The organism is Mucilaginibacter sp. BGA-UO-ETr-C110 (assembly GCF_059567985.1).
This window is the reverse complement of record NZ_JCAQPB010000002.1, coordinates 2,417,730-2,444,470: the sequence shown is the minus strand read 5'-3', so window position 1 is coordinate 2,444,470 and position 26,741 is coordinate 2,417,730. Positions and strand designations below refer to the sequence as shown.

At 43.4% G+C, this 26,741-nt stretch carries 28 protein-coding genes and 1 pseudogene; 7 read left to right on the top strand and 22 right to left on the bottom strand.

What is annotated here, in order from left to right; genetic code table 11:
• Positions 1-202: 202 nt before the first annotated feature.
• From AC57BQ_RS10880 to AC57BQ_RS10870, 3 genes are all read right to left on the bottom strand, one after another.
• Entirely contained in the window at positions 203-748 is a 546-nt protein-coding gene (locus AC57BQ_RS10880; protein ID WP_496406304.1) for a DUF6843 domain-containing protein, read from the bottom strand.
• Positions 749-1,000: 252 nt separating this feature from the next.
• Positions 1,001-1,384, bottom strand: a complete 384-nt coding sequence (locus tag AC57BQ_RS10875) for a hypothetical protein (RefSeq protein WP_496406303.1) — start codon at positions 1,382-1,384, stop codon at positions 1,001-1,003.
• 242 nt (positions 1,385-1,626) lie between these two features.
• Complete coding sequence (locus tag AC57BQ_RS10870; RefSeq protein ID WP_496406302.1) at positions 1,627-3,609, bottom strand: M1 family metallopeptidase; 1,983 nt, start codon at positions 3,607-3,609, stop codon at positions 1,627-1,629.
• A 305-nt stretch (positions 3,610-3,914) separates the two neighbouring features.
• Between AC57BQ_RS10870 and AC57BQ_RS10865 the strand changes: the two genes are divergently transcribed.
• The 5 genes from AC57BQ_RS10865 (at position 3,915) to AC57BQ_RS10845 (ending at position 7,486) form a co-directional block, all read left to right on the top strand.
• Complete coding sequence (locus AC57BQ_RS10865; RefSeq protein WP_496406301.1) at positions 3,915-4,667, top strand: prolipoprotein diacylglyceryl transferase; 753 nt, start codon at positions 3,915-3,917, stop codon at positions 4,665-4,667.
• Positions 4,660-6,057: a radical SAM protein gene (locus AC57BQ_RS10860; protein ID WP_496406300.1), complete on the top strand. Its 1,398-nt coding sequence runs from the start codon at positions 4,660-4,662 to the stop codon at positions 6,055-6,057. The genes AC57BQ_RS10865 and AC57BQ_RS10860 overlap by 8 nt, the downstream gene beginning before the upstream one ends.
• Positions 6,054-6,371, top strand: coding sequence for a hypothetical protein (locus AC57BQ_RS10855; protein WP_496406299.1), 318 nt, complete (start codon positions 6,054-6,056; stop codon positions 6,369-6,371). Before AC57BQ_RS10860 ends, AC57BQ_RS10855 begins: the two co-directional genes overlap by 4 nt.
• A gap of 13 nt (positions 6,372-6,384) precedes the next feature.
• Positions 6,385-6,660 (top strand): hypothetical protein, encoded by a 276-nt coding sequence (locus tag AC57BQ_RS10850; protein ID WP_496406298.1) that lies wholly within the window; start codon positions 6,385-6,387, stop codon positions 6,658-6,660.
• Positions 6,661-6,766: 106 nt separating this feature from the next.
• Complete coding sequence (locus AC57BQ_RS10845) at positions 6,767-7,486, top strand: carboxypeptidase-like regulatory domain-containing protein (protein WP_496406297.1); 720 nt, start codon at positions 6,767-6,769, stop codon at positions 7,484-7,486.
• Here AC57BQ_RS10845 and AC57BQ_RS10840 read toward each other — a convergent pair.
• From AC57BQ_RS10840 to AC57BQ_RS10795, 10 genes are all read right to left on the bottom strand, one after another.
• The gene (locus AC57BQ_RS10840; protein WP_496406296.1) at positions 7,483-8,409 is read right to left on the bottom strand and encodes a Ppx/GppA phosphatase family protein; all 927 of its coding nucleotides are present in this window, start codon (positions 8,407-8,409) and stop codon (positions 7,483-7,485) included. The genes AC57BQ_RS10845 and AC57BQ_RS10840 overlap by 4 nt on opposite strands.
• A gap of 77 nt (positions 8,410-8,486) precedes the next feature.
• On the bottom strand, positions 8,487-9,740 hold the full coding sequence (locus AC57BQ_RS10835) for an ABC transporter permease (protein ID WP_496406295.1): 1,254 nt from the start codon (positions 9,738-9,740) through the stop codon (positions 8,487-8,489).
• Positions 9,741-9,742: 2 nt separating this feature from the next.
• On the bottom strand, positions 9,743-10,651 hold the full coding sequence (locus AC57BQ_RS10830) for an ABC transporter ATP-binding protein (RefSeq protein WP_496406294.1): 909 nt from the start codon (positions 10,649-10,651) through the stop codon (positions 9,743-9,745).
• Between the two features lie 137 nt (positions 10,652-10,788).
• Positions 10,789-11,442, bottom strand: coding sequence for a hypothetical protein (locus AC57BQ_RS10825; RefSeq protein WP_496406293.1), 654 nt, complete (start codon positions 11,440-11,442; stop codon positions 10,789-10,791).
• 84 nt (positions 11,443-11,526) lie between these two features.
• Positions 11,527-12,672, bottom strand: coding sequence for an exo-alpha-sialidase (locus tag AC57BQ_RS10820; RefSeq protein ID WP_496406292.1), 1,146 nt, complete (start codon positions 12,670-12,672; stop codon positions 11,527-11,529).
• Positions 12,673-13,418: 746 nt separating this feature from the next.
• Positions 13,419-14,582, bottom strand: a complete 1,164-nt coding sequence (gene dnaJ, locus AC57BQ_RS10815) for a molecular chaperone DnaJ (RefSeq protein WP_496406291.1) — start codon at positions 14,580-14,582, stop codon at positions 13,419-13,421.
• Positions 14,583-14,746: 164 nt separating this feature from the next.
• Positions 14,747-15,343 carry a nucleotide exchange factor GrpE gene (locus AC57BQ_RS10810; protein ID WP_496406290.1) on the bottom strand — a complete coding sequence of 199 codons (597 nt, stop codon included), beginning with the start codon at positions 15,341-15,343 and terminating at the stop codon, positions 14,747-14,749.
• Positions 15,344-15,608: 265 nt separating this feature from the next.
• Positions 15,609-16,289, bottom strand: coding sequence for a cell division ATP-binding protein FtsE (locus AC57BQ_RS10805; RefSeq protein WP_496406289.1), 681 nt, complete (start codon positions 16,287-16,289; stop codon positions 15,609-15,611).
• Between the two features lie 6 nt (positions 16,290-16,295).
• Positions 16,296-16,499 carry a fructose-6-phosphate aldolase gene (locus AC57BQ_RS10800; protein ID WP_076378137.1) on the bottom strand — a complete coding sequence of 68 codons (204 nt, stop codon included), beginning with the start codon at positions 16,497-16,499 and terminating at the stop codon, positions 16,296-16,298.
• Between the two features lie 156 nt (positions 16,500-16,655).
• Positions 16,656-17,681, bottom strand: a complete 1,026-nt coding sequence (locus AC57BQ_RS10795) for an acyl-CoA reductase (RefSeq protein ID WP_496406288.1) — start codon at positions 17,679-17,681, stop codon at positions 16,656-16,658.
• A gap of 101 nt (positions 17,682-17,782) precedes the next feature.
• On the opposite strand from AC57BQ_RS10795, the gene AC57BQ_RS10790 reads away from it, so the two are divergent.
• On the top strand, positions 17,783-18,136 hold the full coding sequence (locus tag AC57BQ_RS10790) for a 4Fe-4S dicluster domain-containing protein (protein WP_076378133.1): 354 nt from the start codon (positions 17,783-17,785) through the stop codon (positions 18,134-18,136).
• Positions 18,137-18,290: 154 nt separating this feature from the next.
• Here AC57BQ_RS10790 and AC57BQ_RS10785 read toward each other — a convergent pair whose 3' ends face one another.
• On the bottom strand, positions 18,291-19,235 hold the full coding sequence (locus AC57BQ_RS10785) for a bifunctional helix-turn-helix transcriptional regulator/GNAT family N-acetyltransferase (RefSeq protein ID WP_496406287.1): 945 nt from the start codon (positions 19,233-19,235) through the stop codon (positions 18,291-18,293).
• Positions 19,236-19,304: 69 nt separating this feature from the next.
• Here AC57BQ_RS10785 and AC57BQ_RS10780 point away from each other — a divergent pair, with 69 nt between their 5' ends.
• The gene (locus tag AC57BQ_RS10780) at positions 19,305-20,066 is read left to right on the top strand and encodes a C40 family peptidase (RefSeq protein ID WP_496406286.1); all 762 of its coding nucleotides are present in this window, start codon (positions 19,305-19,307) and stop codon (positions 20,064-20,066) included.
• 112 nt (positions 20,067-20,178) lie between these two features.
• On the opposite strand, the gene AC57BQ_RS10775 is transcribed toward AC57BQ_RS10780, so the two are convergent.
• The 8 genes and pseudogenes from AC57BQ_RS10775 to hisC form a co-directional block, all read right to left on the bottom strand.
• A complete protein-coding gene (locus AC57BQ_RS10775) occupies positions 20,179-21,084 on the bottom strand; it encodes a WD40 repeat domain-containing protein (RefSeq protein ID WP_496406285.1) in 906 nt (301 codons plus the stop codon).
• A 95-nt stretch (positions 21,085-21,179) separates the two neighbouring features.
• Positions 21,180-21,767: a bifunctional phosphoribosyl-AMP cyclohydrolase/phosphoribosyl-ATP diphosphatase HisIE gene (gene hisIE / locus AC57BQ_RS10770; RefSeq protein WP_496406284.1), complete on the bottom strand. Its 588-nt coding sequence runs from the start codon at positions 21,765-21,767 to the stop codon at positions 21,180-21,182.
• Positions 21,768-21,898: 131 nt separating this feature from the next.
• Complete coding sequence (gene hisF / locus AC57BQ_RS10765; RefSeq protein WP_496409471.1) at positions 21,899-22,684, bottom strand: imidazole glycerol phosphate synthase subunit HisF; 786 nt, start codon at positions 22,682-22,684, stop codon at positions 21,899-21,901.
• Between the two features lie 9 nt (positions 22,685-22,693).
• A pseudogene (locus tag AC57BQ_RS10760) lies at positions 22,694-23,026 on the bottom strand (endonuclease domain-containing protein); the annotation flags it as partial.
• A 50-nt stretch (positions 23,027-23,076) separates the two neighbouring features.
• Positions 23,077-23,826, bottom strand: a complete 750-nt coding sequence (locus tag AC57BQ_RS10755; RefSeq protein WP_496406283.1) for a 1-(5-phosphoribosyl)-5-[(5-phosphoribosylamino)methylideneamino]imidazole-4-carboxamide isomerase — start codon at positions 23,824-23,826, stop codon at positions 23,077-23,079.
• A 5-nt stretch (positions 23,827-23,831) separates the two neighbouring features.
• Positions 23,832-24,422 carry an imidazole glycerol phosphate synthase subunit HisH gene (gene hisH, locus AC57BQ_RS10750; RefSeq protein ID WP_496406282.1) on the bottom strand — a complete coding sequence of 197 codons (591 nt, stop codon included), beginning with the start codon at positions 24,420-24,422 and terminating at the stop codon, positions 23,832-23,834.
• Positions 24,423-24,506: 84 nt separating this feature from the next.
• Complete coding sequence (gene hisB / locus AC57BQ_RS10745) at positions 24,507-25,649, bottom strand: bifunctional histidinol-phosphatase/imidazoleglycerol-phosphate dehydratase HisB (RefSeq protein ID WP_496406281.1); 1,143 nt, start codon at positions 25,647-25,649, stop codon at positions 24,507-24,509.
• Positions 25,646-26,692: a histidinol-phosphate transaminase gene (gene hisC / locus AC57BQ_RS10740; RefSeq protein WP_496406280.1), complete on the bottom strand. Its 1,047-nt coding sequence runs from the start codon at positions 26,690-26,692 to the stop codon at positions 25,646-25,648. Before hisC ends, hisB begins: the two co-directional genes overlap by 4 nt.
• Positions 26,693-26,741 lie beyond the last annotated feature (49 nt).

Genomic DNA, 26,741 nt, shown 5'->3' with positions numbered 1-26,741 from the left:
CTCTCGTTGGAAGGGAACTAAAGAATCCCCGCTTTTCGACGAAGGTAAACCAACCTTGCGCTCGTTTGTAACCTCCGCCTATCCAGGCGTCCACGCCTGGATATTGTTTTAGGTAAGCGTCCACGCTTACTATTGATAACTGTAAGCGTGGACGCTTACTTAAGCATGGGTTCAAGCGTGGACGCTTGAACCGGCGGGGGCCTTATTTTACCCGCTGATTTATATTACACTTAGCCCGCATGTTAATCAATTTTTGATAAGTAAAGTCTTCGGCCGTGATATGAGTGGCTATTATTTCTTTCATAAATGGTTCTTCATTCAGACTATTAAAATCCTGGGGTTTACAAATGGTAATGATCTGTATACCGATAGCATCTTTGGATTTCGGGAAGTTGATGGTCATGTCGTTTCCATAAAACGCATAGATCATATTGTGATCTAAGGATGTTTTATCATCCTGAAAGTAAATGCCTTTCAATTCAATCTGCTTTCCATCCTTAGCCTTATAGAAGAATACCTTGTTGATTATACCGTATGTTTCTTTAAACTGTGTGATCAATATACCAGATTCCGGGATCGAATAAATTCTGTAGCCCTTTTCATCATATTGCCTGGGCGTTCCGTTTTTTAGATTGCTAAAGATGTATTTGTTACCAGTGTAATTGGCAGAAATTAAATATTTTTCTTTCTCTGCAAACCTGCATGAGGTAAGAAATATAATGAAACAGAATACACTTCTCTTTATCATTCTATAATAAGTACTAGGAAAACAACAGTTAGATAAACCCCTCCCTGCTATCGCTCTGGCAGCCGCACCCCTCCCGTGGGGAGGGAACTAAAAATCCCCTCTTTCTGTCAACCTTGCGCTCGTTTGTAACGAGTGCTTAAAATGGGTTTGCGTTTAAAACGCAAGGGCGATGCAATCGCCTAGCCACAATAAGCGCTCGTTGCAAACGAGCGCAAGTAGAGGAGATTATTTTCATTCTTTATACTGCGCACGTTATTTACTTAATTTTTTTATGCGTTTTTCGCGCAATAGCTGTGTTATAAAAAAAGCTATTATAGCAATTATAAATATCCATTCCTGATATTTAATTGCCCAATAAGTGAATGGGCTACTTATAATAAGCCATTCTATTAGTAACCTCTTTTTAAGATTGTTTCTGTTTGGAATTATGATTAGTAGGTCTAAAACAACTAACGAAACTATAAACAGCGCCCAAAACATCATCCCAAATCCACAAACTAAGAACAAGGCTGCAATTATTGACTGAAATATATTATAAGGTAGGTTCGTATCAGTTAAAGTCAATACAAAAGATAATGCAAATACGACCAAAAATACGCCTAAAACATTAATCCAATTTGTTAGAAGAATTCTCATGATTTTATGGCTGGTCTGCTTGTTTGTCCCACCCCCTGCGCTCGTTTGCAACGAGTGCTTAACATGAGTTTGCGTTTAAAACGCAAGGGCGATGCAATCGCCGCTCCACAATAAGCACTCGTTGCAAACGAGCGCAAGTAGGTCTTTAAGCTGTTAGTTTATCTCATGTATAAGATCTCTCCTCGTACCTCGTTCGAGATGACATTAAAATTTAAAACTCACCACTCAAAACTGACTACTCACTATTTCACTTTCAAAGTATTATTATTCCTGTTCAAATCGGGCAGGGCGTTATCCGGATCAAGGGTTACGCTTTCGGCTTCCTGGGTGCCGGGTAGGGTAAGGGTGATCTGTTTGTTTTGCAGCCAGGTTTCAACCGGCAGGTAGGTGCGTTTTTTGCTGCCATCTTTATATTTTACTTCGATAGTGAATGGCATCGGCAGTTTTTCTTTGTTCACTACGGTGATGTTGACGCCTTTGTTATTTACCTGTTTGGCATCAATCAGGGCCAGATCGAGCGTCCAGTTGTTATAGAACCAACCTTTCCAAAACCAGCTCAAATCTTCGCCTGCACCATTTTCGATGGAGCGGAAAAAATCATCGGGTTGCGGGTGTTTGTAGGCCCACTGATGGATGTAATTGCGGAAAGCGTAATCAAACTTATCTTTCCCCAGGATCTGCTCGCGCAGCAACACCAGGCCAAATGCCGGTTTAAAATAGGTGAGGGGGTGACGGTATTTTTCGGCAAGACCATCGGCCGCGGTCATGATACTGGGCGATCCGGGAGCGGTGATAAAGGGAATGATCTCATCGGCAGGGTTACCGCCTTTTTCGGCATACTCACTGTCGCGCTTAGGGGCAAATTCGCCCTTGTTAAAGGCGTCAGAAGCGTAGATGTCAATGAAGGTGTTCAGACCTTCATCCATCCAGCCAAAACGGCGCTCGTCAGATCCTACGATCATCGGGAACCAGTTATGGCCGATCTCGTGTGCAGTTACCCAATACAATACCGATCCTTTATCGGTAATACCATCAAACACAATACCCGGGTATTCCATGCCGCCAGCAATACCGGCTTCGTTAACAGCTACAGGGTATGGGTACACAAACCATTTCTCCGAAAAATATTCTATTGATTTTTTAAGGTATTCAGTAGCGCGACCCCAGGCATCGTTACCATAGCTTTCGGCAGGGTAAACGCTCATGGCCAGGGATTTTTTGCCTTCGGGCAGGTTCACTCTTGCGGCATCCCAAATGAAAGCTTTGGATGCGCCAAAGGCCACATCGCGGGTATTGAGCATTTTAAAGTGCCAGGTAAGTGTACCCTTTTGCACCGGGCGACTTGCCGGATCGTTCACCTCGGCCAGATCACGGATCATGATGGTTTTGTCGCTGTTACGGGCGGTTTCCAGTCGCGCTATTTGTTTGGCGGTCAATACTTCTTTGGGGTTCTGTAGTTCGCCCGAGCCGGCCACGATCATGTCCCAGGGCACGTTTACGCTGTAGTCGATATCGCCATAATCCAGGTAAAATTCGCCGCTGCCCAAAAATGGCAGGGTATCCCAGCCGCGGCTATCATCGTACACGCACATGCGCGGGAACCACTGGGCAATTTCAAAGATCTTGCCGTTTTTGGTATCGGTATAATCGGTACGACCGCCAAAAGCGCCAGGAATGGTATAATGGTATTTGATCTTGATGCGGATACTGCCTTTATTAGGCAATACGGCTTTAGGCAGGCGGATCTGCATACGCGTGTCGGTGATCACGTATTTTACTTCTTTGCTTACACCGGCTTCTTCTACGGCAACAGATTCAATCTGGTAGCCATCGGTATGGTCGGCCGGTTTGGGTGCAAAGCCGGTCACGAAGTTAGAGCGGGCGTCTTTTTTATAAGTGTTTTGATCCAGTTGCAACCATAGAAATGGCAAAGCATCTGGACTGTTGTTGATATAATCGATAGTTTCGGTACCGCCGATGGTTTTGGCAGCGGTATCCAGTTTAACGTTCAGTGTATAATTAGCCCGGTTTTGCCAGTATCGTGGCCCCGGATTACCATTGGCCGAATGAAAGTCATTACCCTTATCGGTATAAAACTGCGGCGAAAATGCGTCGGCAGGGTTATAGTTGGAAGTGGTATCGTTAGGGTTGATCTTTCTTTGCTGGGCCTGTGCCGAAACAGCAAGCAGGGCCAATAAGGCAAAGCCGGTAAATTTTAATTTCATGTAGGGATTTTAAGGCCACAATATACAAAGGATAGGGGTATTTTTTGAGGGAGTTTTAAAAAGGTGCCGAAGACTCACCCGATCTGCATGTTTCCTCTCCATGTCATTGCGAGGAGGAACGACGAAGCAATCTCCTCGCGCTCCTCTACTAATGATGAGATTGCCACGCTGCGCTCGCAATGACATGATGGGATAAGTTTAAGCGTGATGCCGGGCTGAGTCGTTTCAATACAATAAAATCATAAGAGCGTTTTAAAATGATACCACGAATTGGTACATTGCTCTTGCTATAACATTTACACATCTTGCACTTCCCTGTCAACATTCCCATAGGTCATTCATCGTCCATCCCCGTACATTTTGTGTGCGAAACCCTGAGCTATTTTGTGGGTTACCGGTATTATGTGTATCTGCGCCGCCACACGGTCGACCAGATCAGCGACCATAACCGGCTACTGATATTTATAGGCGCTGCATTCGGGGCTTTTATCGGTTCGCATGTGGTGGGTGTATTGGAGAACCCTACGTTACTGTCGCACTTTGGGTTGATTTATTTTATGGGTAATAAAACCATTGTTGGCGGTATGCTGGGCGGATTGATAGGCGTGGAGCTTACCAAAAAACAAATAGGGGTAACCGTATCCTCCGGCGATATGATGGTGTATCCGCTTATACTGGCCATGGTCATCGGACGTACCGGCTGTTTCCTGGCCGGACTGGAGGATGGTACCTATGGCATTGCCTCCAACCTGCCCTGGGCCATTAATTTTGGCGACGGCATCCGCAGACACCCTACCAATTTATACGAGATCATTTTTTGGCTGCTGCTTTGGATCGTACTGCAGCTGGTTGAAAAAAAATACCCCTTTGCCGATGGTGCCCGTTTTAAATTATTTATGGTAAGCTATCTGCTGTTCAGGCTGCTGGTGGAGTTTATTAAACCCGACTACTTCTTTAGCTTTGGTTTATCGGTAATTCAGTTAGTTTGTATCGGCGGGATTTTGTATTATTATAAAGTATTTCTATATCCAACCAAACTCCTGAAAAACCATGCCTGAACGCCCGTATATTTATTATGATTTTACGCTGAGCATTTGCTCCACCTGTTTGCGCAGGGTTGATGCCAAGATAGTTTTTGAGGACGACAAGGTGTACATGCTTAAAAACTGCCGTCAGCATGGTTTTGAAAAGGTATTGATAGCCACAGATATAGCTTATTATAAAAACTGCCGCAATTATGCCAAACGCAGCGAAATGCCGCTGAAGTTTAATACCAAAACCCATTATGGTTGTCCGTACGATTGTGGCCTTTGCCAGGATCATGAGCAGCATTCCTGCCTTACAGTGATAGAAGTTACCGACCGTTGTAATTTAAGTTGCCCAACCTGCTATGCCATGTCCTCGCCAAGTTATGGCCGGCACCGTACATTGGAAGAGATTGAGCAGATGCTGGATGTGGTGGTGGCTAATGAGGGTAATCCCGATGTGGTGCAGATAAGCGGGGGCGAGCCTACCGTGCACCCGCAGTTTTTCGAGATATTGGATATTGCCAAAACCAAACCCATCAAACACCTGATGGTGAATACCAATGGCATCCGCATAGCTAAGGACGAACAATTTGTAAAACGCCTGGCAACATACATGCCCGATTTTGAAATTTACCTGCAATTTGATTCGTTCAAAAAAGAAGCGCTGGAGCAACTCCGTGGTGAAGACCTGCGCGAGGTAAGGCTCAAAGCGCTTGAACACCTGAACAAATATAACCTATCGACCACCCTGGTAGTAACCCTGCAAAAAGGATTGAATACCGATGAGATAGGTAAAATTATAGAATACGCCCTGCAACAACCTTGCGTACGCGGTGTAACCTTTCAGCCAACACAGCAGGCAGGCCGCCTGGAGAACTTTAATGAAAAAACCGACCGTTATACCCTGACCGAAGTACGCAGCGCCATATTGGAGCAAACCAAGGTATTTAACCATAACGATCTGATCCCAGTACCCTGCAACCCAGATGCGCTGGTGATGGGCTACGCACTGAAACTCGGCGGCGAAGTAATACCGCTCACCAGGATGATCAACCCGGACGATCTGCTGGATAACTCCAAAAATACCATCGTTTACGAACAGGACGAACGTTTGAAGGGGCATTTGCTCAATATGTTCAGTACCGGTAACTCGGTAGATAAGGCTAAGGAGCATTTACATTCGCTGCTGTGCTGCCTGCCGGAGATTGACGCACCAAGTTTGAGCTATGATAATTTGTTCAGGGTGATTATTATGCAGTTTATCGACGCGCAGAACTTTGATGTGCGCGCCATCAAAAAATCATGCGTACACATTGTGAATAAGGACATGCAGATCATCCCCTTTGAAACCATGAACATTTTTTACCGGGACGATAAACGGGAGTACCTGGAACAATTAAGAAATGAAATGGCAATATGACAGAAGAAGAAAATATAGATAAAGATTCTGCAGCAGGGGGGAGTAATCCACCTCCAGATCAACCTAAACGCCAGAATGCCGGTATGAAAATAGTTGGCTACAATATACTGGCCTTGATCATATATACGCTGTTAAGCAGGTTTACAGCTACTGACGGTGGCGGTCTTTTCGACGCATTTATCATAGCCATACATGTGTTTGTTTGTATCATTATGGCTGTTGGCAGTAGGAGCTGGGTATGGCTGCTGTCAGGTATATTGGTGCTGGTTATTGGTTTTTCAACCTGTGTGGGGCTTCTGGGGAGTATAGGGTAGATGCATTAATGATATGGAGGAATTAAAGGAAAAGGACATAGCTCCTAATCGTAAAATGATTGTTGTGGGTATTAACCTCGCGGTGCTTGTGGCGTACACCATCTATTTCAGAGTATTCGCTTATGAGGAACTGATCATATTGGGAGAGGCCGTTTTTATTGGGTTACAGGTAGTACTATGCCTTATACTGGCCATTTTTGTTTACCGCAAAGAGTTTTTATTAAGCGCCGGACTGGTGCTGCTCATCGGCTTTTCGTCTTGTTGGATTGTTTTTACTAATACTCATTAATCCAACATCCCTGCCAAAAATACCCTATAGATTTCGCGTTTTATTATAATTTAATCTGTTTTATGGAAACCGGCTGATGAATGCATCATAGTATAAAATAAATGCTATGACACCAATTCAAAGTATCAGCATACCCGAAGCCTGCCACGAATCATGGCAGCAAATGACCCCGGTTGATCAGGGCAGGCACTGCCAGCAATGTTGTAAAACCGTTACCGATTTTACGGTAATGACCAATCAGGAGATCACTAATTACCTGGCAACAACTCACGATGTTTGTGGCAGGTTTGATCGGGAGCAACTGAGTAGCCTTAACAATCGGCTTGATATAGAAAATCTGCAGCCGAACAGCTGGCGAAGATGGGTAATGGTCATTGGCTTATTAAGCCAAACCATGTTTTATAAAGCCGTGGCACAAACCAAACCCTCAGAGGTGGTTACCCAACAGACTAAGCCAGTGCCTCATAACAAGATATTATTGGGCAAAGTAGCCGCACCACCAGATACCACTAAGCATGTAAAGGTGAGCGGACAAATTACAGATGAAAATCATCAGCCTATGCCTGCTGTAATGGTGAAGATTAAGGGGGCAAACATAAGTACAGTAACCAATGCCGATGGCCAGTTTACTTTAAATGGAGCCAAGTTGGGTGATCTATTAAATATTAGTTTTGTTGGCTATAGCACGCAAGAAATAGCAGTTAATACGTCTACAACTCAAACCTGTGATATTATGATGCGACAATACCTGTTGGGGGATGTGGTTGTATTTAAACGCCCATCGTTCACCAAAAGAACCTGGAATAAAATAAAACACATTTTTTAATCCAGCATCCCGGCCAAAACGCCCTCTTTCAGGGAGTTGGTGCACATCAATACTTTTTGAATAGCCAGTTTGTGTATAATGAACCGGGTAATAAGCGATGCCACCACGATCATGTCTACCCGTACGGGGATAATGTTTTTATTAGCTGCCCTTTGCAGGTGAGTTGATTGCACAATTTTATTGGTTTCGATCAGGAGTTCTTCATGATCAAAGTTGTAGGTTGGGGTGGTTTTGAGATCAAAGGAATGGCCTTTTTCTGTTTCGATGATTGCGGCGAATGATTCAAATACACCCGATGAACCGATCAGGGTATCCAGTTCATGACCGTCGACTGCTGCAAACAGATCGCTGAGATTATCCTGCAGGTAAACATCCAGCGCCTCGATAGATGCGGGCGGGATAGGGTCGGTACGGTGGAAAAGATCCATCAGTCGCGCCGCGCCAATTTCAAAACTTTGTTTCCAGATAATATGATCGGCATTGCCCAGGATAAATTCCACGCTGCCACCACCGATATCCATAATGAGGGAGTTTTGGGTGGATAAGCAACCGCTGATCTTTACGCCATCATAAATAAAGCCGGCTTCCTGTTCGCCGTTAATGATCTCGATGCTGATGCCTGTTTTTGCTTTTACTTCGTTAATAAAATCTTTACCGTTTGACGCACTGCGCAGTGCCGATGTAGCCAGAGCCCGTACCTGCTGTACTCCGTTAGCACTGATCTGCTGCTGAAATTGCTGCATGGTTTTTATGCCGCGGGCAAATGCCTCGGGTAAAATATAACCTTTGTTGATACCGCCTTCGCCCAGTTTTACGGGCTCCTGGTCATGTGCAATCTCGTGGTAATTATTTACTGTGCCTTCGGCAATTAACAGGTGAAAGGTATTGGTACCTAAATCCATTACGGCAACGCGTTTACTCATGAAGCTAAAATAAATAATCCCCGAAATTGTTTAGCCATTCCGGGGATTTATTACATATAAGTGAAGGTTGAAAGTATTTACTCTTTATAAAAAAACCATTTGCCCAGTTCTTTAAAGCTTACTTTTTTGCCGTACATCAAAATACCAACGCGGTATATGCGGGCAGCTACGTAGGTGGTGAACATGAAACCAACCACCATTAAACACATAGATAAAGCTAATTGCCATACCGGCGGATCAAAAGGTAACCGTACCATCATGGCCACAGGGGCGGTGAATGGTATAATGGAGAGCCAAACTGCCAGCGCGCTATCAGGAGCCCTGAATAACACCGATACCGATAAAATATAGGTGAATAATAGCGGCATAGTGATCGGGAACATGAACTGCTGTGTTTCTGTTTCGCTGTCCACCGCCGAACCTACTGCGGCAAATAAGGCGCTGTACAGCAAATATCCGGTTAAAAAGTAGAACAGGAAGCAACCCAGTATATACCCAAAAGGGATGATTTGAATTACGGCCATGGCACTCACCATAGGGCTTTGCGGCGTATTAAAAACGTGCCCGGCTATTTTTGATGATATAATAGATAAAATGATCCAGGCGCTAAATTGCGTTAAGCCCACCAGTCCCACACCGATAATTTTACCCAGCATTAATTGAAATGGCTTCACTGAAGATATCACCACTTCGATAATGCGACTGGTTTTTTCTTCAATAACACCACGCATTACCTGTCCGCCGTAAATGAAAAGCGCCAGGTAAATAAATATGGCACAGGCAATACTTACGGCTATGTTGGGGCCTATGTTGGCATCCTTATCGCCTTTGTCGGTAATTTCAACAGCATTTACAGAGATGTCGGCTTTTTTGATAGAATGGATCGCCGCGGTATCAATATGATGCTGGATCATCCTGTTGTTGAAATCGATATCGTTCATCTGCTTCTGGATCTCATCCGTAAGCTGTAGCGGCGATTTCTTTTTGGCAAATATTTGGATGCCCCCTTTTTGAGGATAACCAGCAGGGATGTATAAAGTAGAGATATTCTCATCTTTCTTTGACAAGGCCTTGGCCGTATTAATATCCTGATTGGTGATGGTGAATTTTATATTGGGAACATCATGCAGCTTTTTCGCGAAAACGCCGGTATTGTCAACCACGTTAACCACTTGCAGATTGGTTAACTGATCGCTGCTTTTGGCTATCATGGCAATAACGGCACCCATTACCAGGATGAGCAGAGGCACCACGAATATCATGATGATAAACGACTTCTTCCTTACCCTGGTCAGGTACTCTCGTTGTATAATGAGCAAAACTTTATTCATGGTTAAGGTATTAAGTTTACTTTTTCAATAAATATCTCGTTCATGCTGGGTATTACCTCCTGCAACATGTTGATGCGGGTTTGAGGGATGAGGTATTGCAGCACATCATTGGAAGTACGGCCATCATGGAGTTTAATCCTGATGGTATGCCTGTCGTCATCACTGATGGTTTCGCCGATCTGATCAAAGGGTTGTGTGCCTTCAAAGTTTAACTGATCACCCGAATATTCAACAAGGTAAACATCATTGCGGTAGGAGTTGCGGATGTGTTTAACCTTGCCATCCAGTATTTTGTGCGATTTATGGATAAGCGCTATCGAATCGCAAAGCTCCTCGACCGATTCCATGCGGTGGGTAGAGAACAGGATGGTAGCGCCCTTACGATTAAGCTCCAGGATCTCATCCTTGATCACTTCGGCATTCACAGGGTCGAACCCGCTGAATGGTTCATCCAGGATGATCAGGTCCGGCTCATGCAGTACAGTGGCCACAAACTGGGCTTTTTGCTGCATCCCTTTGGATAGCTCCTCTATTTTCTTTTTCCACCAGCTCTCCATATCCAGTTTTTTGAACCAGAATTTGAGGCGTTTATTGGCTTCATCGCGGCTCAGGCCTTTCAACCGGGCCAGGTAGATCATTTGCTCGCCGATCTCCATTTTTTTGTACAAGCCGCGTTCTTCGGGCAGGTAACCGATGCGCTCGATATGCGATTGATTGAGCTTTTGACCGTCGAAATAAATTTCGCCCGAATCGGGTGCCGTGATCTGGTTCACAATGCGGATGAGGGAAGTTTTACCCGCACCATTCGGCCCTAAAAGCCCGAAGATTTGCCCGCTTTCCACTTCCAGACTTACATCGTCCAGGGCCCGGTGGCCGGCGTACTGCTTAACAATATGGCGTATGCTTAACATTTAATTGGTTTATGATGTTAATAGTACGCTTTAGATACGGGTAATTTCAAAATGTTACAGGAATGCAGAGTATTAGAAACTTATACCTCATAAGTGCTGAAAGGCCTATTTCTCCTCTGAGTTGTCTTCGTATTCAGTTAAAAAGAATCTTTGTTAGCTATTCTTGCTGCATAGTTTAGCCGTTCCCGCACTTGATTTAAGATGATAATTACTGCTATAAATACAAGTATATCAGTCATGCCTACATAGGTGTATATATGATGTATAGTACGCTCAGGCGGTTTAACAATCATGGATTTTACTGCATATCCAACATAAAATGGTGTAACGGCTGTGAGCATCCAGATTGTGAGCGATGCAATACCAAAAAATGCAAATGAAGACTTAAGGATGGGATCTTGTATTGTAGTTAATTGGATAGCTAAATATAATAACACAAAAAAGTGGGCCGTACCCAAGATCAAGGAACAGTAAAGGTAATAATGATAGAAACTGGAGTAATAGGATTTAAGTAAGAAACCCAATACCCAGGATAATACAATATAGCCCAGCTCAAAACCAATAAAAACCTTAAATGCAATAATTATGGAATTGTTTTCTCTCAGAAATTTCAGAATACCAAGCAGGTAAACTATAACAGCTATGTAAGTAGCCAGGGATAAACCGCTTAAAAAATATCGTGCACTTCCAGTTATCTTATCATTTACATCTAAATAGAGGCAAAGTATTGACAAAATAATCTTAAAAAAAACAATTAAAGTAATAAAGCGGACTGATTTAAGGTTTATCATCAGGTTATGGTTTTAATGGCAATTTATAAACTAAATGCATGCGAACAAAAAGCCAATAACGATCCTGTGCTTCATACTGTACTATTAGTGTAGCTGATTTAAACTAAACCGCAATGTTTCAATAGCCTCTTTTTGCCGGGAGATGATCACATACATATAGCCTTTATAAATGATGGTGTGCGGGTAACCATATTGGCCGCCTTTCCATAAACCTTCTTTTTTCAGGTGATACAGCTCATCGGCAATAATGTAATTTTTGTCGAATGCTTCGCCGTTTTTGGAGAGTGATAGTACTAATGGGTTACGGTCATAATGATGCAGCGTATCCGGGATGCCTGCATAATAAAAGCGTTTATCGGGTACGCGACCGAAATGAAATTTGCTGTCGTTATCAGAAAAGGCAGTTTCCACTGGGCGCGACCAGCTTTGGCCATTATCCCTGCTTTCGGTAAGCCATAAGCGGCCTTTCCAGCCCTTGCCGGTAACGCGTAGCAGCATGTGCAGTATGTGGTCGTCCGTTTCAAAAAATGAGCCCTCACATAACGGAGGAAGGCCCAGTTTGGCTGCAGGAGCGTAAAAGGCGGCAGAGTTATCCTGGGTATATAACGAGTCGGGGTAAAAGCTGCTTAGTTTCCAACCCGAAATACCCTTAGGATCATCGGTATAAGGAAACATAAAATTACCGCTGATAATGAGCCGTCCGCTTTTGGTAGCCTCGGGGCCATGATTGGGGATCAGCGGCACATGCATATCTATGGCATTGCTCCAATGGATGCCATCGGTACTGGTTTTAGCCCACAGATGCGTGTTTTGGCGGTGTTTGGTGTATTCGCCATAATAGGCAACTAAAGCCCCTTTGTATTGATATAATCCCGCGGCGGTAAGTACGGTTAAAGTGTCATTTACTTTTACCGGGGATGCCAGTACTTCGGGTTTCGACCAGTGCACAAAATCGGTAGAAGTAGCATAAACCACGCGCTGGCCCGGTGAATCTTCATCGATGAGCCCATTGCTCCATACCGCTATAAACTGATCCTTAAAATGAATAATAGAAGGGTGGTGGTTATACAGCCATTCCTTATCGGGCGAGTAGATCATGCTCCGCTCAATTTTTAAACGGGGCACACCGGCTTCGGTTTGGTAGTTATTGCGGATGGATGGGGTTTGGGCACAGCAAAAGCTGCAATAGAAAATCGAAAGAAAAAATAAGGTGAAAGACTTTAAAGACATTTTTTGATGTTAAATAAATCAGTTGGATTCATTGATATTTGTTTGTTTAAATAGGATTTGTTGATCGCCAAGATATATTGATGTTTTGTATAGGATTAGAACTATAATGGCAGGAGGGAGCAGTTCTAAAAATACAATGTAAGGGATTATACTACGTCCAACGTAATGTTGGATCATAAAAATTGTACCTATTGATATAAATAGCTTTGAAAATAGCATTATTACAGCTAATAATTTAAAATATGGAACTAATACAGGGTTTTTAATCCTGAATAGTTGCATGATAAGATATATAGCTACAGCAAATGTAATAGTACTTATTAGAAAATAAGATCCACTAAGCGATGGTCCTAAAAATAACCTGAAAAAAAATGCAAATAGATCAAATCCTATATAGACGTGGAAAGCTATTGTGATGGATCTTTTTTCGTTTAAGTACTTTAAAACGTAACTCAAATAAATTATTACAATAAGATAAGTACTTTCTATCAAGATATTCAAAATGTAACTGACTGTAAGGGGTATTTGGAATGGCTTTGATATCTTAAAAAGGCCTACAAAAGCAATTAGTATTAAATGAATAAGTGCTACAGTAATAACGTAGTTGGTAGTCTTTTGATTTACTTTCATGTGTTTATGATCCGCATTAAATTTAAGAGTAAATCGGCACAAACAAAAAAGCCCGAAGTATAAACTCCAGGCTTTTAAATATACGCTTTCGGCTTTAAGCCTTCTGCTTTTAGCTTTTATTCAAAATATTCCTTCATCCGGTCGAAGAAGCTTTTTTCGTTTTTGCCGGGGTTGGGTTTAAAGTTTGGTGACGATTGTAATTTTTCTAACAGTTCACGTTCTTCACGGCTCAGGGCCTTTGGTGTCCAGATGTTGATGTGAACCAGCTGGTCGCCTCGGTGATAAGAGTTTACCTCAGGCACACCTTTACCTTTCAGGCGCAGGATTTTACCACCCTGGGTTCCCGGATCAATTTTAATCTTGGCTTTGCCGTCAATGGTAGGCACTTCAACAGTGGTACCTAAGGTGGCATCAACAAAGTTTACGTGCAGGTCATATATTACATTGTTGCCATCGCGTTTCAGTGTTTCGTGCGGAACTTCCTCGATCAGGATGATCAGATCGCCCGGTACACCGCCGCGTGGGGCAGCGTTACCTTTGCCGCTCATGCTCAGCTGCATGCCTTCGCTTACACCGGCAGGTACGTTAATAGTGATCAGCTCTTCGCCGCGAACTACGCCATCGCCATGACAAACGGTACATTTTGACAGTATGGTTGAGCCTTCGCCGTTACAGGTAGGGCAGGTGCTGGTAGTTTGCATCTGGCCCAGTATAGTATTGGTTACCCTGCGCACCGCGCCAGAGCCACCACATGTTTTACAGGTTTGGAATGATGATTTATCCTTAGCGCCCGAACCATCGCAGGTTTTACAAACTATCTGTTTGTTAACTTTGATCTTCTTTTCGGCGCCATTAGCTATTTCTTCAAGAGTTAAACGCACTTTAATGCGCAGGTTGCTGCCACGTGCTACACGTCTGCCAGCACCGCCACCTTGACGGCCTCCGCCAAAAAATCCTTCAAACGGACTGCCACCGCCAAAAATATCACCAAACTGGCTAAATATGTCGTCCATATTCATGCCCTGACCGCCATAACCACCGCCATTTGGCGATGAGGCATTGGCCGCATGACCAAACTGATCATAACGCTGGCGCTTTTCAGGACTGCTCAATACTTCATAGGCTTCAGCAGCTTCCTTGAATTTTTCTTCAGCCTCTTTATCGCCCTGGTTTTTATCCGGGTGATATTTAATAGCCATTTTACGATATGCCTTTTTTATCTCGTCGGCATCGGCACCTTTGGCAATTCCCAGGATATCGTAATAATCTCTTTTAGCCATATATTTTTAATGTTGAATTATTGAGTTATTGAATTATTGATTTTAAAAGGAATACATAACCCGATAATTCAATTTTAATATTACTTGTGAACTTTCATAATTATTTGATTATCAAAAAGGAAAGAAAAATTCAATAATTCAATCCCTCAATAAATCAATAATTATTACGCTCCTACAATTACTTTGGCAAAACGTATTACTCTGTCTTTCAGGTAATAACCTTTTTCCATTTCATCCATCACTTTACCTTTCAAATCATCGGTAGGGGCGGGTATATTGGTAATGGCCTCATGCAGGTCGGCATCAAAAGGCTCGCCAATTGCTGTCATTTCCTTCAGGCCTTTTTGAGCCAATATGTTTTTTAATTTGTTCTGTATCAGCGTAACGCCCTCTTTAACAGGGGCAACATCAACAGCGTTTTCCATAGAACGTTGTGCGCGCTCAAAATCGTCCAGAACAGGCAGCAAAGCCACTAGCAGCTCTTTACCTTCTGTTTCACGGGCTTCTGCGCGCTCTTTGATGGTACGTCTTCTGAAGTTATCAAATTCGGCGTATAAGCGCAGGTACTTGTCGTTTGCCTGTGCCAATTCTTCTTTCAATTTGTCTTCGGCAGATACAACTTCTGCTGTTGTTGCTTCAGTAGTTTCGGTCTGGGCTTGTTCCTGCCCGTTCTCTTGTAAGTTTTCCTGGTCTGCCGTATTCATATCTGGGGTGTCCGTATTTTCTTTCTTCTTTTTCTTCAACATATCGTTAAATTTCATAGCTGATAGTGCCAATCAAGTATCCTGCCATTAGCATAAAGCCGACAAGCTGTCAGTGGTATGTTTTAATATCAGGAAGGAGTGACACGTTTTGTGCAGGGGTGACAGGTTGACTGTTGATTTTTTTGATTACGCAGATTTCGTTGATCGCTTTTCTGTTGTAGGCACATCACATGTGTCTCCAGCCATAACCGTAAAGAGACACAAGTATGTGTCTCTACAAAAAAAAATCAGCGTCATCAACGCAATCATCAAAAATCAGCGGTTATATTTCCGCGTCTTCCAGAACTTTACCGTTTTCGCATTTGATAATGCGCGATGGGAAAGCACGGATGATATGATAATCGTGCGTAGCCACCAATACCGCGGTGCCCGACTGGCTGATCTGTTTTAACAGCAGCACAATTTCTTCGGATGTTTCGGGGTCAAGGTTACCGGTTGGCTCATCGGCCAGTATAATTTCTGGATCATTCAACAGGGCGCGGGCAATTACCACGCGTTGCTGCTCACCGCCTGATAGTTCATGCGGCATTTTCTTTAATTTGGAACGCAAGCCTACTTTTTCCAATACATCCAGGGTACGGTCGGCAATCAGTTTTTTATCCGTCCAGCCGGTGGCGCGCATTACAAATAACAGGTTTTGTTCGATGGAGCGATCGGTAAGCAACTGGAAATCCTGGAAAACAATGCCCAGCTTACGACGCAGATAGGGAACTTCCCGACTTGGCAATTTGCTCAGCTCGTAGCCGCAGGCATGACCGGTACCAACCTTAGGGATCAGATCGCCATAAATTACTTTAAGCAAACTGCTCTTGCCCGATCCGGTTTGGCCTATGAGCCATACAAAATCGCCTTTATCAATATGCAGGTTAACGTTTGACAGTACCAGGTGCGACTGCTGAAAAATATCAACATTGTTTAGCTTAATAATAGAATTTCCGATCATCTTTTTTTATAGCTCTAATTTTAAGATCTGTCCAAAAGGCAGATCCTTGATTATATTCATAATATATTCGGCCTTATCAGCCAGCCCAACCTTATCCAGTGATTTATCAGGCCTGTCGACCCTAAAATAAGCCAGCAGCGTAAACTTATCATCACGCAGCTGTACATAATCGGGTATTTTGGCAACGCCTTTTACTTTTATAATATACATTTTTTAAGCTTAAGGCTTAAAGCACAAAGCTAAAAGCAACTTTTGGGGCTTAGTGCTAAAAACAAAAAGCCTAAAGCAATCATTCTTATTTAAAAGAGCTCTGTGCTTTCAGCTTTTAGCCTTAAGCTTTCAGCTTCCCCCAAAGGTATTGTTATTTTAAAGATTTGCCAAGAAATCCATTGTATCAATCCCGTCGGCATAATCCCATAAAGCGGGTTGTTGGCTCTGGCCAAAACCTACCACCTGGCTTTGTACGTCAATAGGCGCTTTGGTAACTATACATTGCAGGTTTTCGCTTTGATCTGTCAGCAATTGCTGGGCCGCTTGCAGATCGGTATAATGGCTGTAATATACCACGGCCAGGGGCGATGCTATGCGCTCGTCTTCCTTAGCCATCAAAAAGCCGTTGTCAAAATGCTTGTCGCTGTTTACCAGGTAAATGGATTTGTTGTAATCGTAATTGTTGCTGTATTTGTGGTGATGAATGATGGTTTTAAATTCCTCTATCGATTCAAAAAAGAAATTGAAAATATACCCCTCGGGTACCAGTAACTTTGACACATTGCGGCAGCCTAAACCATAATAATCAAATATATCATGACCCAGATCGAACAGGTCTTCAGCAGTTTCGTTGCCGGTAAGCAAGGCTATGCTGTTGCGATTTTTACGGATAATGTTGGGTACTTTGCCAAAATAATAATCGAAATACCGCGAGCTGTTATTACTGCCTGTAGCTATAATGGCATCAAAATCGGTCAATCGCTCTATAAAGCTGAATTGATCGGCAAAGCTGCCATCGATATCAACCAATCGGTGCAGTACATGCTTGATCAGATAGGCATCCTGCGATGATGTTTTGATGAGCGCGTGATTGCCTGTGACCAGCACGCAAAGTACATCATGAAAACCCACCAGTGGGATGTTGCCCGCCAGTATGAGTCCCACTTTTTTGGGTTGGGCCTCGCCGGAGAGGTCATATTTGGAGAGCCAGGTAGTTAAATCGGCCTCATTAAGCATTTTGCCAATGGCGGTAACGGCGCGTAAAACACTTTCGGGTGTAAACCAGGCATTGTGGTACTGTTCGTCGTTGATAATGGCCATTAACTGCTCATCTGGCTCAGCTAACTGCTTTCCTAAGGCTGAAAATGAATTTATTGCGTTTTTTATATTAATTTTTGACATATATATGGTAAGGTTTTAAACCCCGAAACCCTTTTTTTGTTATATTTGTGCGCTTGGTAATTTCAGGCAAAGTTAATTGAGAATATTAGATATTTAGAAATATGGCGATTAAAATCACCGATGAATGCATAAACTGCGGAGCCTGCGAACCGGAGTGCCCCAATAATGCCATTTATGATGCCGGCGCGGCATGGCGCTTTAGCGACGGTACGGGACTTAAAGGAGTTATTGATTTTGGCGATGGTAATACATTAAATGCCGAAGAATCACAGGCTGCCCTGTCTGATGATATATATTACATTGTACCTGATAAATGTACCGAATGTGTTGGTTTTCATGACGAACCACAATGTGCTGCAGTATGCCCTGTAGATTGTTGTGTGGATGATGAGGATATCCGCGAAAGCAAAGAAGAATTGTTAGCCAAAAAAGACTGGCTGCACATTAATGAATAGTATTAATTTTTAATGATATTAAAAAGGAGATAGCTTGCTATCTCTTTTTTTGTGCTTTATAACTTCACCCATGTCATTGCGAGCGATAGCGTGGCAATCTCCTCGCGTTCTAACGGATAGAAATAGCTACGAGGTGAGCCAAGCCTCGCATCTATTACAGATCCATTTCCATATGGATATTGGCACGGGTATAGGGTGATGCCGCCGCCTGGAACTCCTTAAAGCCGTATTTTTTATATAAGGTAATGGCAGGCGTAAGTTTGGTGTTTGAACCCAGCCAGATGCGGGTACCACCCAATTCTTTGATTTTGGCTATAGCCGCATCCATCAGAGCGTTGCCAATTTTACGGCCCTGGTATTTAGGACTTACAGCCATTTTGGCCAACTCGTATTCTGTAGGGCTGGTTTTGATGACCGCGCAAGTACCAACAACATCGTCATCAATGTGCGCGAAAAGGATCTCGCCACCATCGGCCAATATATGATCTTCGGGGTGGTTTAATTGCTCCAGGTCGTGCTCCTCTACCGTGAAATAGGTGTTGATCCATTCTATATTGAGGTTTTTAAAATGGCGGGCATATTGGGGCTCATAGGTAGTAACTGTTACCGGGTTATTACCCTGTGGATTAAACATTTCCTGAAAACGCTGGTAGTACGGTTTTTCGTTGAGTTGTGCTTCTGTTTCCATAATGGCGCTTAGTAAATTATTCTGTTGACTATTAAATAAAGATTTATTGAGGGCCAGGATCTTGGCCCATACCCGTTCAAATTTGGGTAGGGAGGCTTTGCCCTTTTCTGATAGGCGCAACATACGCTTACGGCTATCTGAGGCAGATTTTACCGATTCAATAAAGCCCAGCTCTTCCAGCTCTTTTGCCAGGTGAATAACACCCGGATGGGTGCAGCCCAATTCTTCGGCAATTTCGGTTACACCAGCCTCGCCCTGTTTGCTGATCAGGTAGTAAAGGGTAAAATATTTAGGTTCAAAATTCAGTTGTTCATCTTTATATATCAAAACAACATCCTTTGCAAAGTATTCATACAAGCGTTTGAGCCTTGCTCCAACAGCCAGTTCTTCTAATTCATCTATTAAACTCATAATGGTTACGTAAGTACTTACAAATATATAAATTGTTTTTATTTCTATATTTGTTTTTCACTATTATAAATGGAATACGGTATTTGTAATCTGGCGGTTATCCCGCTGCGTGCTGAGCCCAATGATCGAAGCGAACAGGTTTCGCAGGTATTGTTTGGCGAAGCATTTGAGATCATGGAATGGAGCGAACGCTGGGTGAGGATCATCACCGAAAGTGATGGCTATGAAGGCTGGATAGGTCGCCTGCAATTTGTTATGCTCGGTCATATTGCTTACAAAAGCTTTAAGCATATAAAACCACCGTTAACCTATCGGGCTGTAACACAAGCCTGGAAAATTGCCGACAACAGCGTTGTTTATTTGCCTGCGGGTAGTTCTTTAGCCTTTTTGGAAGGCACCACCTGCCGTATAGGAACCGAACGTTTTGAGATCATAGGTGAAATTGGTGAGCGGGAAGATATTGCCACTACGGCCAAATCATTTTTAAACTCGCCATATCTGTGGGGCGGCCGTACCCATTTTGGTATTGATTGTTCCGGATTTACACAGGTAGTATTTAACCTGAACAATATAAAGATCAAACGCGATGCCAGTCAGCAGGTGCAGGAAGGCATCCTGGTTGACGGTATGGAGCAGGCCCGTTTAGGCGATCTGGCCTTTTTTAACAATGAAGCCGGTAAAGTAACCCACGTGGGTATTATGCTGAACAATGAATACATTATCCATGCTTCGGGAAAAGTTAAAATTGACACGATAGATAAAGAAGGTATCTATTCCCAGGAGCAGAAACGCTATACGCATAAGCTGCATAGTATTAAGAGGTTTATGTGAAGAAAAACTATGTCTTTGCGAGCGATAGCGTGGCAATCTCATCACGCGTAAATACATGCGAGGAGATTGCTTCGTCGTTCCTCCTCGCAATGACATGATGTATAGGAGTTGCTCAATCAAATTTAATATCCCATACTACCACCTTTTTATCGTCACTAACAGAAATCAGCTGATCACCGTTCCAGGCCAGTTTGTTAACTGATAATACATGACCCGGGTGCCCTTTTTCGCGACTGATGACCTTGTATAGCTTGAAATCGTCGGCTCCCCAGATCTTGATGCCTTTATCCATACTGGCTGTGGCAAAATAGGGCTTGCTGGGGTGAAACAGGATATGGTTTATGGCAAATAAATGTGCGGGGATATTTTTGATAGGTTGATAAGTAACGCTGTCCCAGATCTTGATCTGCGCGTCGCGGCCGCCTGATGCCAGGTAGGTACCATCGGGACTGTAAGCAAGCGTAAAAACCGACATGGTATGACCGTGTAATGATTTTAGCAGGGCATAATCTTCCAGATCATAAATTTTGATGGTATTGTCGCGGCAGGCAAAAGCTACCTGTTTTTCATCGGGAGCAACGGCTATATGCCGGATAGTATCGGCTGATGCTTTGATGCTATGTACCATCTCCAACGTATCCAGGCTCCATACCGAAACTGTACCATCTTCCGAGGCCACCAGCAGCTCTTTTTTATGAGCGACGGACTTGATATCAAAGACAGGTTTCTGATGATGTTGTAGCGATTTAATGATCTTTTGCTGTATAAAATCAAATACCAAAACCTCGCCGCTGCGTAAACCGGTAAACAACAAAGGATAGCCTGCTGGGCCATGTATAGCATAAATAGAGGCCCTCACCGGGAACATTACTTTTATAAAAGCGTGGTCAAGCAAGCTCCATTCCACCAGGCCCTTATCGTTGCCGCCGGTAAATAAAATACCCGGTTTTTGCGAAAGTTCCAGCGTAAAAATGGGATTGCCATGTCCGGTTAGCTCTGCTATTTTATCTACGGTCATTTTTTTAGTTTGCAGTTCTCTGTTTGCAGTTTGCAGCCATCAATTTGCAGATAAATTTAATTATCAACTGCAAACTGCTAACCGTCAACTGCCAACTATTTATGTCTTCCTTCTAAATTCTTAGCTATTGTTTTCAGGTCGAGGCCTTTTTCGCGTAGTAGCACCAATAAATGAAATACCAGATCGGATGACTCATTGATCAGGTCTGTTTCGGTTTCGGCCAGGGCTGCTATTACGGTTTCCACGCCTTCTTCGCCTACTTTCTGAGCTATTTTGTTGAGGCCCTTGTTGCGTAGTTTATTGACGTATGAGCCTTCAACCGGGTTTTCGTACCTGTCGGCAATGATATTCTCCAACTCCAGGATAAAGTTTTGGTTAAACTCGGTTTTAAAGCAACTGCGCGAACCTGTATGACAGGTTGGGCCGTCGGCTTTAACTTTGATCAGGATGGTATCATTATCACAATCGATGCTGATGTTTTTTACATGCAGAAAGTTGCTGCTGGTTTCGCCTTTTGTCCACAAGCGTTGTTTGGAGCGGGAAAAGAAGGTTACTATGTTTTCCTGTACGGTTTTATCATAGGCTTCCTGGTTCATATAACCCAGCATCAGCACTTCAAGCGTTTGCTCATCCTGTATGATCACCGGAACCAGTCCGTCGGTTTTGTTGAAATCTATATTCATTTTCAATTTTTAATTCCCCTCTTGAGAGGGGGAGCTATGGGCTGTGTGTTGGCAGGGGTGTGTTCATCAGTAAAAACACACCCCTACACCCCTCTCAAGAGGGGAATCGCGCGTTCCCGTGCTTTTATAGTTTATATCCTTACCTCAATATTATTACTTTTTAATACCGCTTTCAAATCAGGTATCAATATTTCGCCATAGTGAAATACGGATGCCGCCAGTGCCGCGTCGACATTTGTTTTTTCAAAAACATCAACAAAATGCTGCACCGAGCCTGCACCGCCAGAGGCTATGACCGGGATATGCACGGCATCATTAACTATTTTTAGTAATCCGTTGTCGAAACCGTTCTTGGTGCCGTCATGATCCATGGACGTGAGCAGTATTTCGCCTGCACCACGGCTTTCGGCTTCTTTTATCCATTCTAGCGTTTGGCGTTCTGTTGGCAGTCGGCCGCCATTCAAATGCACTATATTTTTATCATCAATACTACGGGTATCCACAGCTATCACCACAAACTGAACGCCAAATGCTTTGGCCAGTTCATCAATGAGGGCAGGGTTACGTACCGCGGCCGAGTTGATGGATATTTTGTCGGCACCGGCATTTAACAGGGCGTCGGCATCGGCAATTTCGTTGATGCCACCGCCTATGGTAAAGGGTATATTGATCTGCCGGGCAACGGATTTTACCAGTTCTACCATGGTTTTACGGCGCTCCACGGTCGCGGTAATATCCAGGAAAACCAGTTCGTCGGCACCCTGGCGCGAGTAGTTCCAGGCCAGTTCAACTGGGTCGCCGGCATCGCGCAGGTCAACAAAGTTTACACCTTTTACCGTACGACCGTCTTTAACGTCAAGACAGGGGATGATGCGTTTAGAGAGCCCCCCCCGCCCCCTAAAGGGGGTGCTTTTGATTTGCGTATTTATCTCTTCCAATACTTTATTTAAGTTGTTGAATATTTGATCATTGGTGAATCGCAATACTTTTAGTCCATCCAATTCTAAATTGGCTTGGCGTTCAATATCATTTTGGATTATATTAGGTAAATTATGGATGCTGCCATCCAATTCAATAATCAATTTATGTTGATGACAATAAAAATCAGCTATGTAAATTCCCAGGGGATGTTGTCTTCTAAACTTTGCACCTAGCTGCTTACCCTTTAAATAATCCCATAATAAATCTTCAGCTGCGGTCATTCTATAACGGAGTGCCTCTGCATTTATAAATATCAATGGATCAGCACCTAAAAACATCCGCTTTTTCATATGCAAATAGTTCCCCCTTTAGGGGGCTAGGGGGCTTCTTATATCGATATTAAAGATTCCAAATTCCAGTTTTTAACGTCTTCGATAGTGATGTGACCTTCGTAAATGGCTTTGCCAACTACACATGATTCTACTTTAAGACGGTTAAGCTGTTCAATATCTTTCATAGAACTTACACCACCCGAAGCAATAAGCTTGATAAAAGGTGAATGGTCAAGCAGTTTTTCATACAGCTCAATACCAGCACCGCCTAGTTTACCGTCTTTATTAATATCGGTACACAGAAAGCGGAAAAAGCCCAGTGCCAGACATTTATCAACGTAATCCATCAGTTTAATGGGCGAGCTTTCCATCCAGCCCGAGTATTTGATCACCTCGTCTAACACATCAATGGCAATAACCACCTGGTCTGAACATTTATCGCGACCGCAAATAGAAGAACCCAGTTCGGGTAAAAAGCTGGGATTGGTAAGGGCTTGTGTACCCACAATAACGCGGTGAACACCGGCATCTATCAGTTCTTTCACTTTATCAATGCTGCGGATCCCTCCACCGTATTGCACCTTCATATCGGTTTTACGGATCACATCAAACAGGTATTGCTGGTTGCTGAAGTCGTTTTTAGCTCCATTAAGATCAATGATGTGGATGAAATGGGTACCATTACTTTGGTAGCGCTCAATCATTTCTTCCAATGTAACATCATATTCTGTTACCTGACCGTAATCGCCTTCACGCAAACGCACCACCTTTTTGTTCAATATGTCAATAGCAGGGATAATGTACATGTCTTTTATAATTTTGAAAAGTTAGTTAATAGAGTTTCGCCGTATACCCCTGATTTTTCGGGGTGAAATTGTACGCCATAAAAGTTATCATGCCAAATTGATGCCGAAAATTCGGTACTGTAATTGGCTGATAGTAAAGTGTATGCTTTATCATACTCAATAAAGTATGAATGTACAAAGTAAAAATGTGAACCTGACGGTATATTTTTAAATAGAGGGTTGTCTTTTTCAGGATACACCTGGTTCCAGCCAGTATGAGGCACTTTATATTCAGAACTATCCTGAAACCTTAATGTTTTGATCGGGAAGATATTTAACAGATCAGAATCGCCTTCTTCAGAGTAGGAGGTAAGCAACTGCATACCCACGCAAATACCTAATGTAGGCTTTTTAAGCGCCTTAATAGCAGGTACTAGTCCAGTTTTCTCCAGCTTGTGCATAGCCGCGCCGGCGTGCCCAACCCCGGGAATAATATAACGGTCGAACTTTTCAAAATCCTCCTGGCTATTAATAAAGCCATAAGGGATGCCCAGCCGCTCCAAAGCAGCCGTTAAAGAAAATATATTACCTGCGCCGTATAGAATAATGCCTGTCATTTTTTTATTTAGAGTCAAGATATAAGAGTCAAGAATCAGGAAAGAAAAAAAATCTTGTCTCTTGATTCTAATCTCTTGCCTCTCTTATAGTACCCCTTTAGTACTTGGTAAAACCATCTTATCTACATCACGTTTTACGGCCATTTTTATTGCCTTGGCAAAGACTTTAAATATAGCCTCAATTTTATGATGCTCATTTTGTCCTTCAGCTTTGATGTTCAGGTTGCATTTGGCCGCGTCTGAGAATGATTTAAAGAAATGATAAAACATCTCTGTCGGTACATCGCCTACTTTTTCGCGGTTAAATTCAGCTTCCCAAACTATCCAGTTGCGTCCGCCGAAATCAATAGCTGCTTGCGCCAGACAGTCGTCCATGGGCAGACAAAAGCCGTATCGTTCAATGCCTTTTTTATTACCTAAAGCTTCTGCAAAAACCTCGCCTAAAGCTATGCCGGTGTCTTCAATGGTGTGGTGCTCGTCGATATGAAGATCGCCTTTGGCAATTACTTCCAGGTCGATACTGCCGTGACGGGCTATCTGATCCAACATGTGATCAAAAAAATGCAGACCGGTTGATACTTTGGCTTCGCCGGTACCATCCAGGTTTATTTTGATGTAGATGTCGGTTTCTTTAGTAGCGCGGCGGTGTTCAACCACACGCTGGCCCAGTTTCAGGAACTCATAGATCTTTTGCCAGTCGGTAGTTTCCAGGGCGATGGTATCGCCGATATGATCGGCCTCGGTAAATTCAGCACCACCCAATCCCGAATTATTGTTAAGCCAGATGGCTTTCGCGTTCAGGTTGCGGGCCAACAGCACATCGTTTTTACGATCGCCAATAGTAAAAGAACCCTGCAGATCATACTTTTCGGTATCGAAGTATTGGGTAAGCAGTGCAGTACCCGGTTTGCGGGTTGGCGCTTTTTCGGCAGGAAAGGTACGGTCGATCACAATGTTATCAAACTTTACGCCTTCTGCCTCAAATGTTTTTAGCACAAAATTCTGCACCGGCCAAAAAGTATCTTCCGGATAAGATGCCGTACCCAAACCATCCTGGTTGGTGATCATTACCAATTCAAAATCAAGCTCTTTGGCAATTTTAGGCAAATAGGTTAGCGCGCCCGGATAAAACTCCAGCTTCTCAAAAGAATCTATCTGCTCATCGGCAGGTTCTTTGATCAGGGTGCCGTCGCGGTCAACAAACAATATTTTTTTTAAATTACTCATTTGAAGTTTTGTAGAGTTTGGAGTAAAGTGGTGTTTTCATCGGGCGTGCCAACGGTAATGCGGAGACAGCCTTCGCAAAGCTCCACTTTGGAGCGGTTGCGTATAATAATGCCTTTGTTCACCAGATAGTCGTAGATCTTGTTGGCATCGGTTGTTTTCACGAGGATAAAGTTAGCATCCGATGGGTAAATATCCAGCACAAAATCAAAATTCTTGAGTTCAAGCACTAGCCTGTCGCGCTGTAACAAAGTTTCTTTGATCCAGCCGTTTACCTGGTCGATATTAGCCAGGGCCTCCAAAGCCAGCTGTTGCGAGGCCTCGTTCACGTTATAGGGCGGTTTAACCTTGTTCATCACCTCTATGATCTCCTCGCTGGCAAAGGCCATACCTACGCGTAAACCGGCCAAACCCCAGGCTTTGGATAAGGTTTGTAAAACCACCAGGTTGGCATATTCGGTTAACTCCTGTATGAAAGTTTTTTGGCGACTAAAATTGATATAAGCTTCGTCAACAATCACCAAACCGTTAAAATTAGCCAGCAGGGTTTCCACATCCTCGCGGTTAATGGAGTTGCCGGTAGGGTTGTTGGGTGAACAGATGAATATCAGTTTGGTGTGCTCGTCGATAGCTTCAGCTATGCCTTCCAGGTTAAGCTGGTAATCTTGGGTAAGCAAAACCTTGCGGGCCTCCACATCATTAATATTGGCCGATACCTGGTACATGCCGTAAGTCGGGGGCACGATGATCACATTATCAACACCTGGATTGCAAAAACTGCGAAAAAGGATGTCGATAGCTTCGTCGCTACCGTTGCCTATGAAAATATTGCGGGGTGGTACGCCCTTAATTTCGGTGATGCGTTTTTTTAACTGGTACTGTAAAGGGTCGGGGTAGCGGTTAAACTGCTGGTTCAACGGCGACCCGAACGCGTTTTCATTAGCATCCAGAAAAACACTGGCCTCACCCTGGTACTCATCACGTGCGGAAGAGTAGGGGGTCAGGTTTTTGATGTTTTCTCTGAGTATATTGTTGATATTATACATTGTAATATTAATCATGTCATTGCGAGCGTAGCGTGGCAATCTCGTTGCA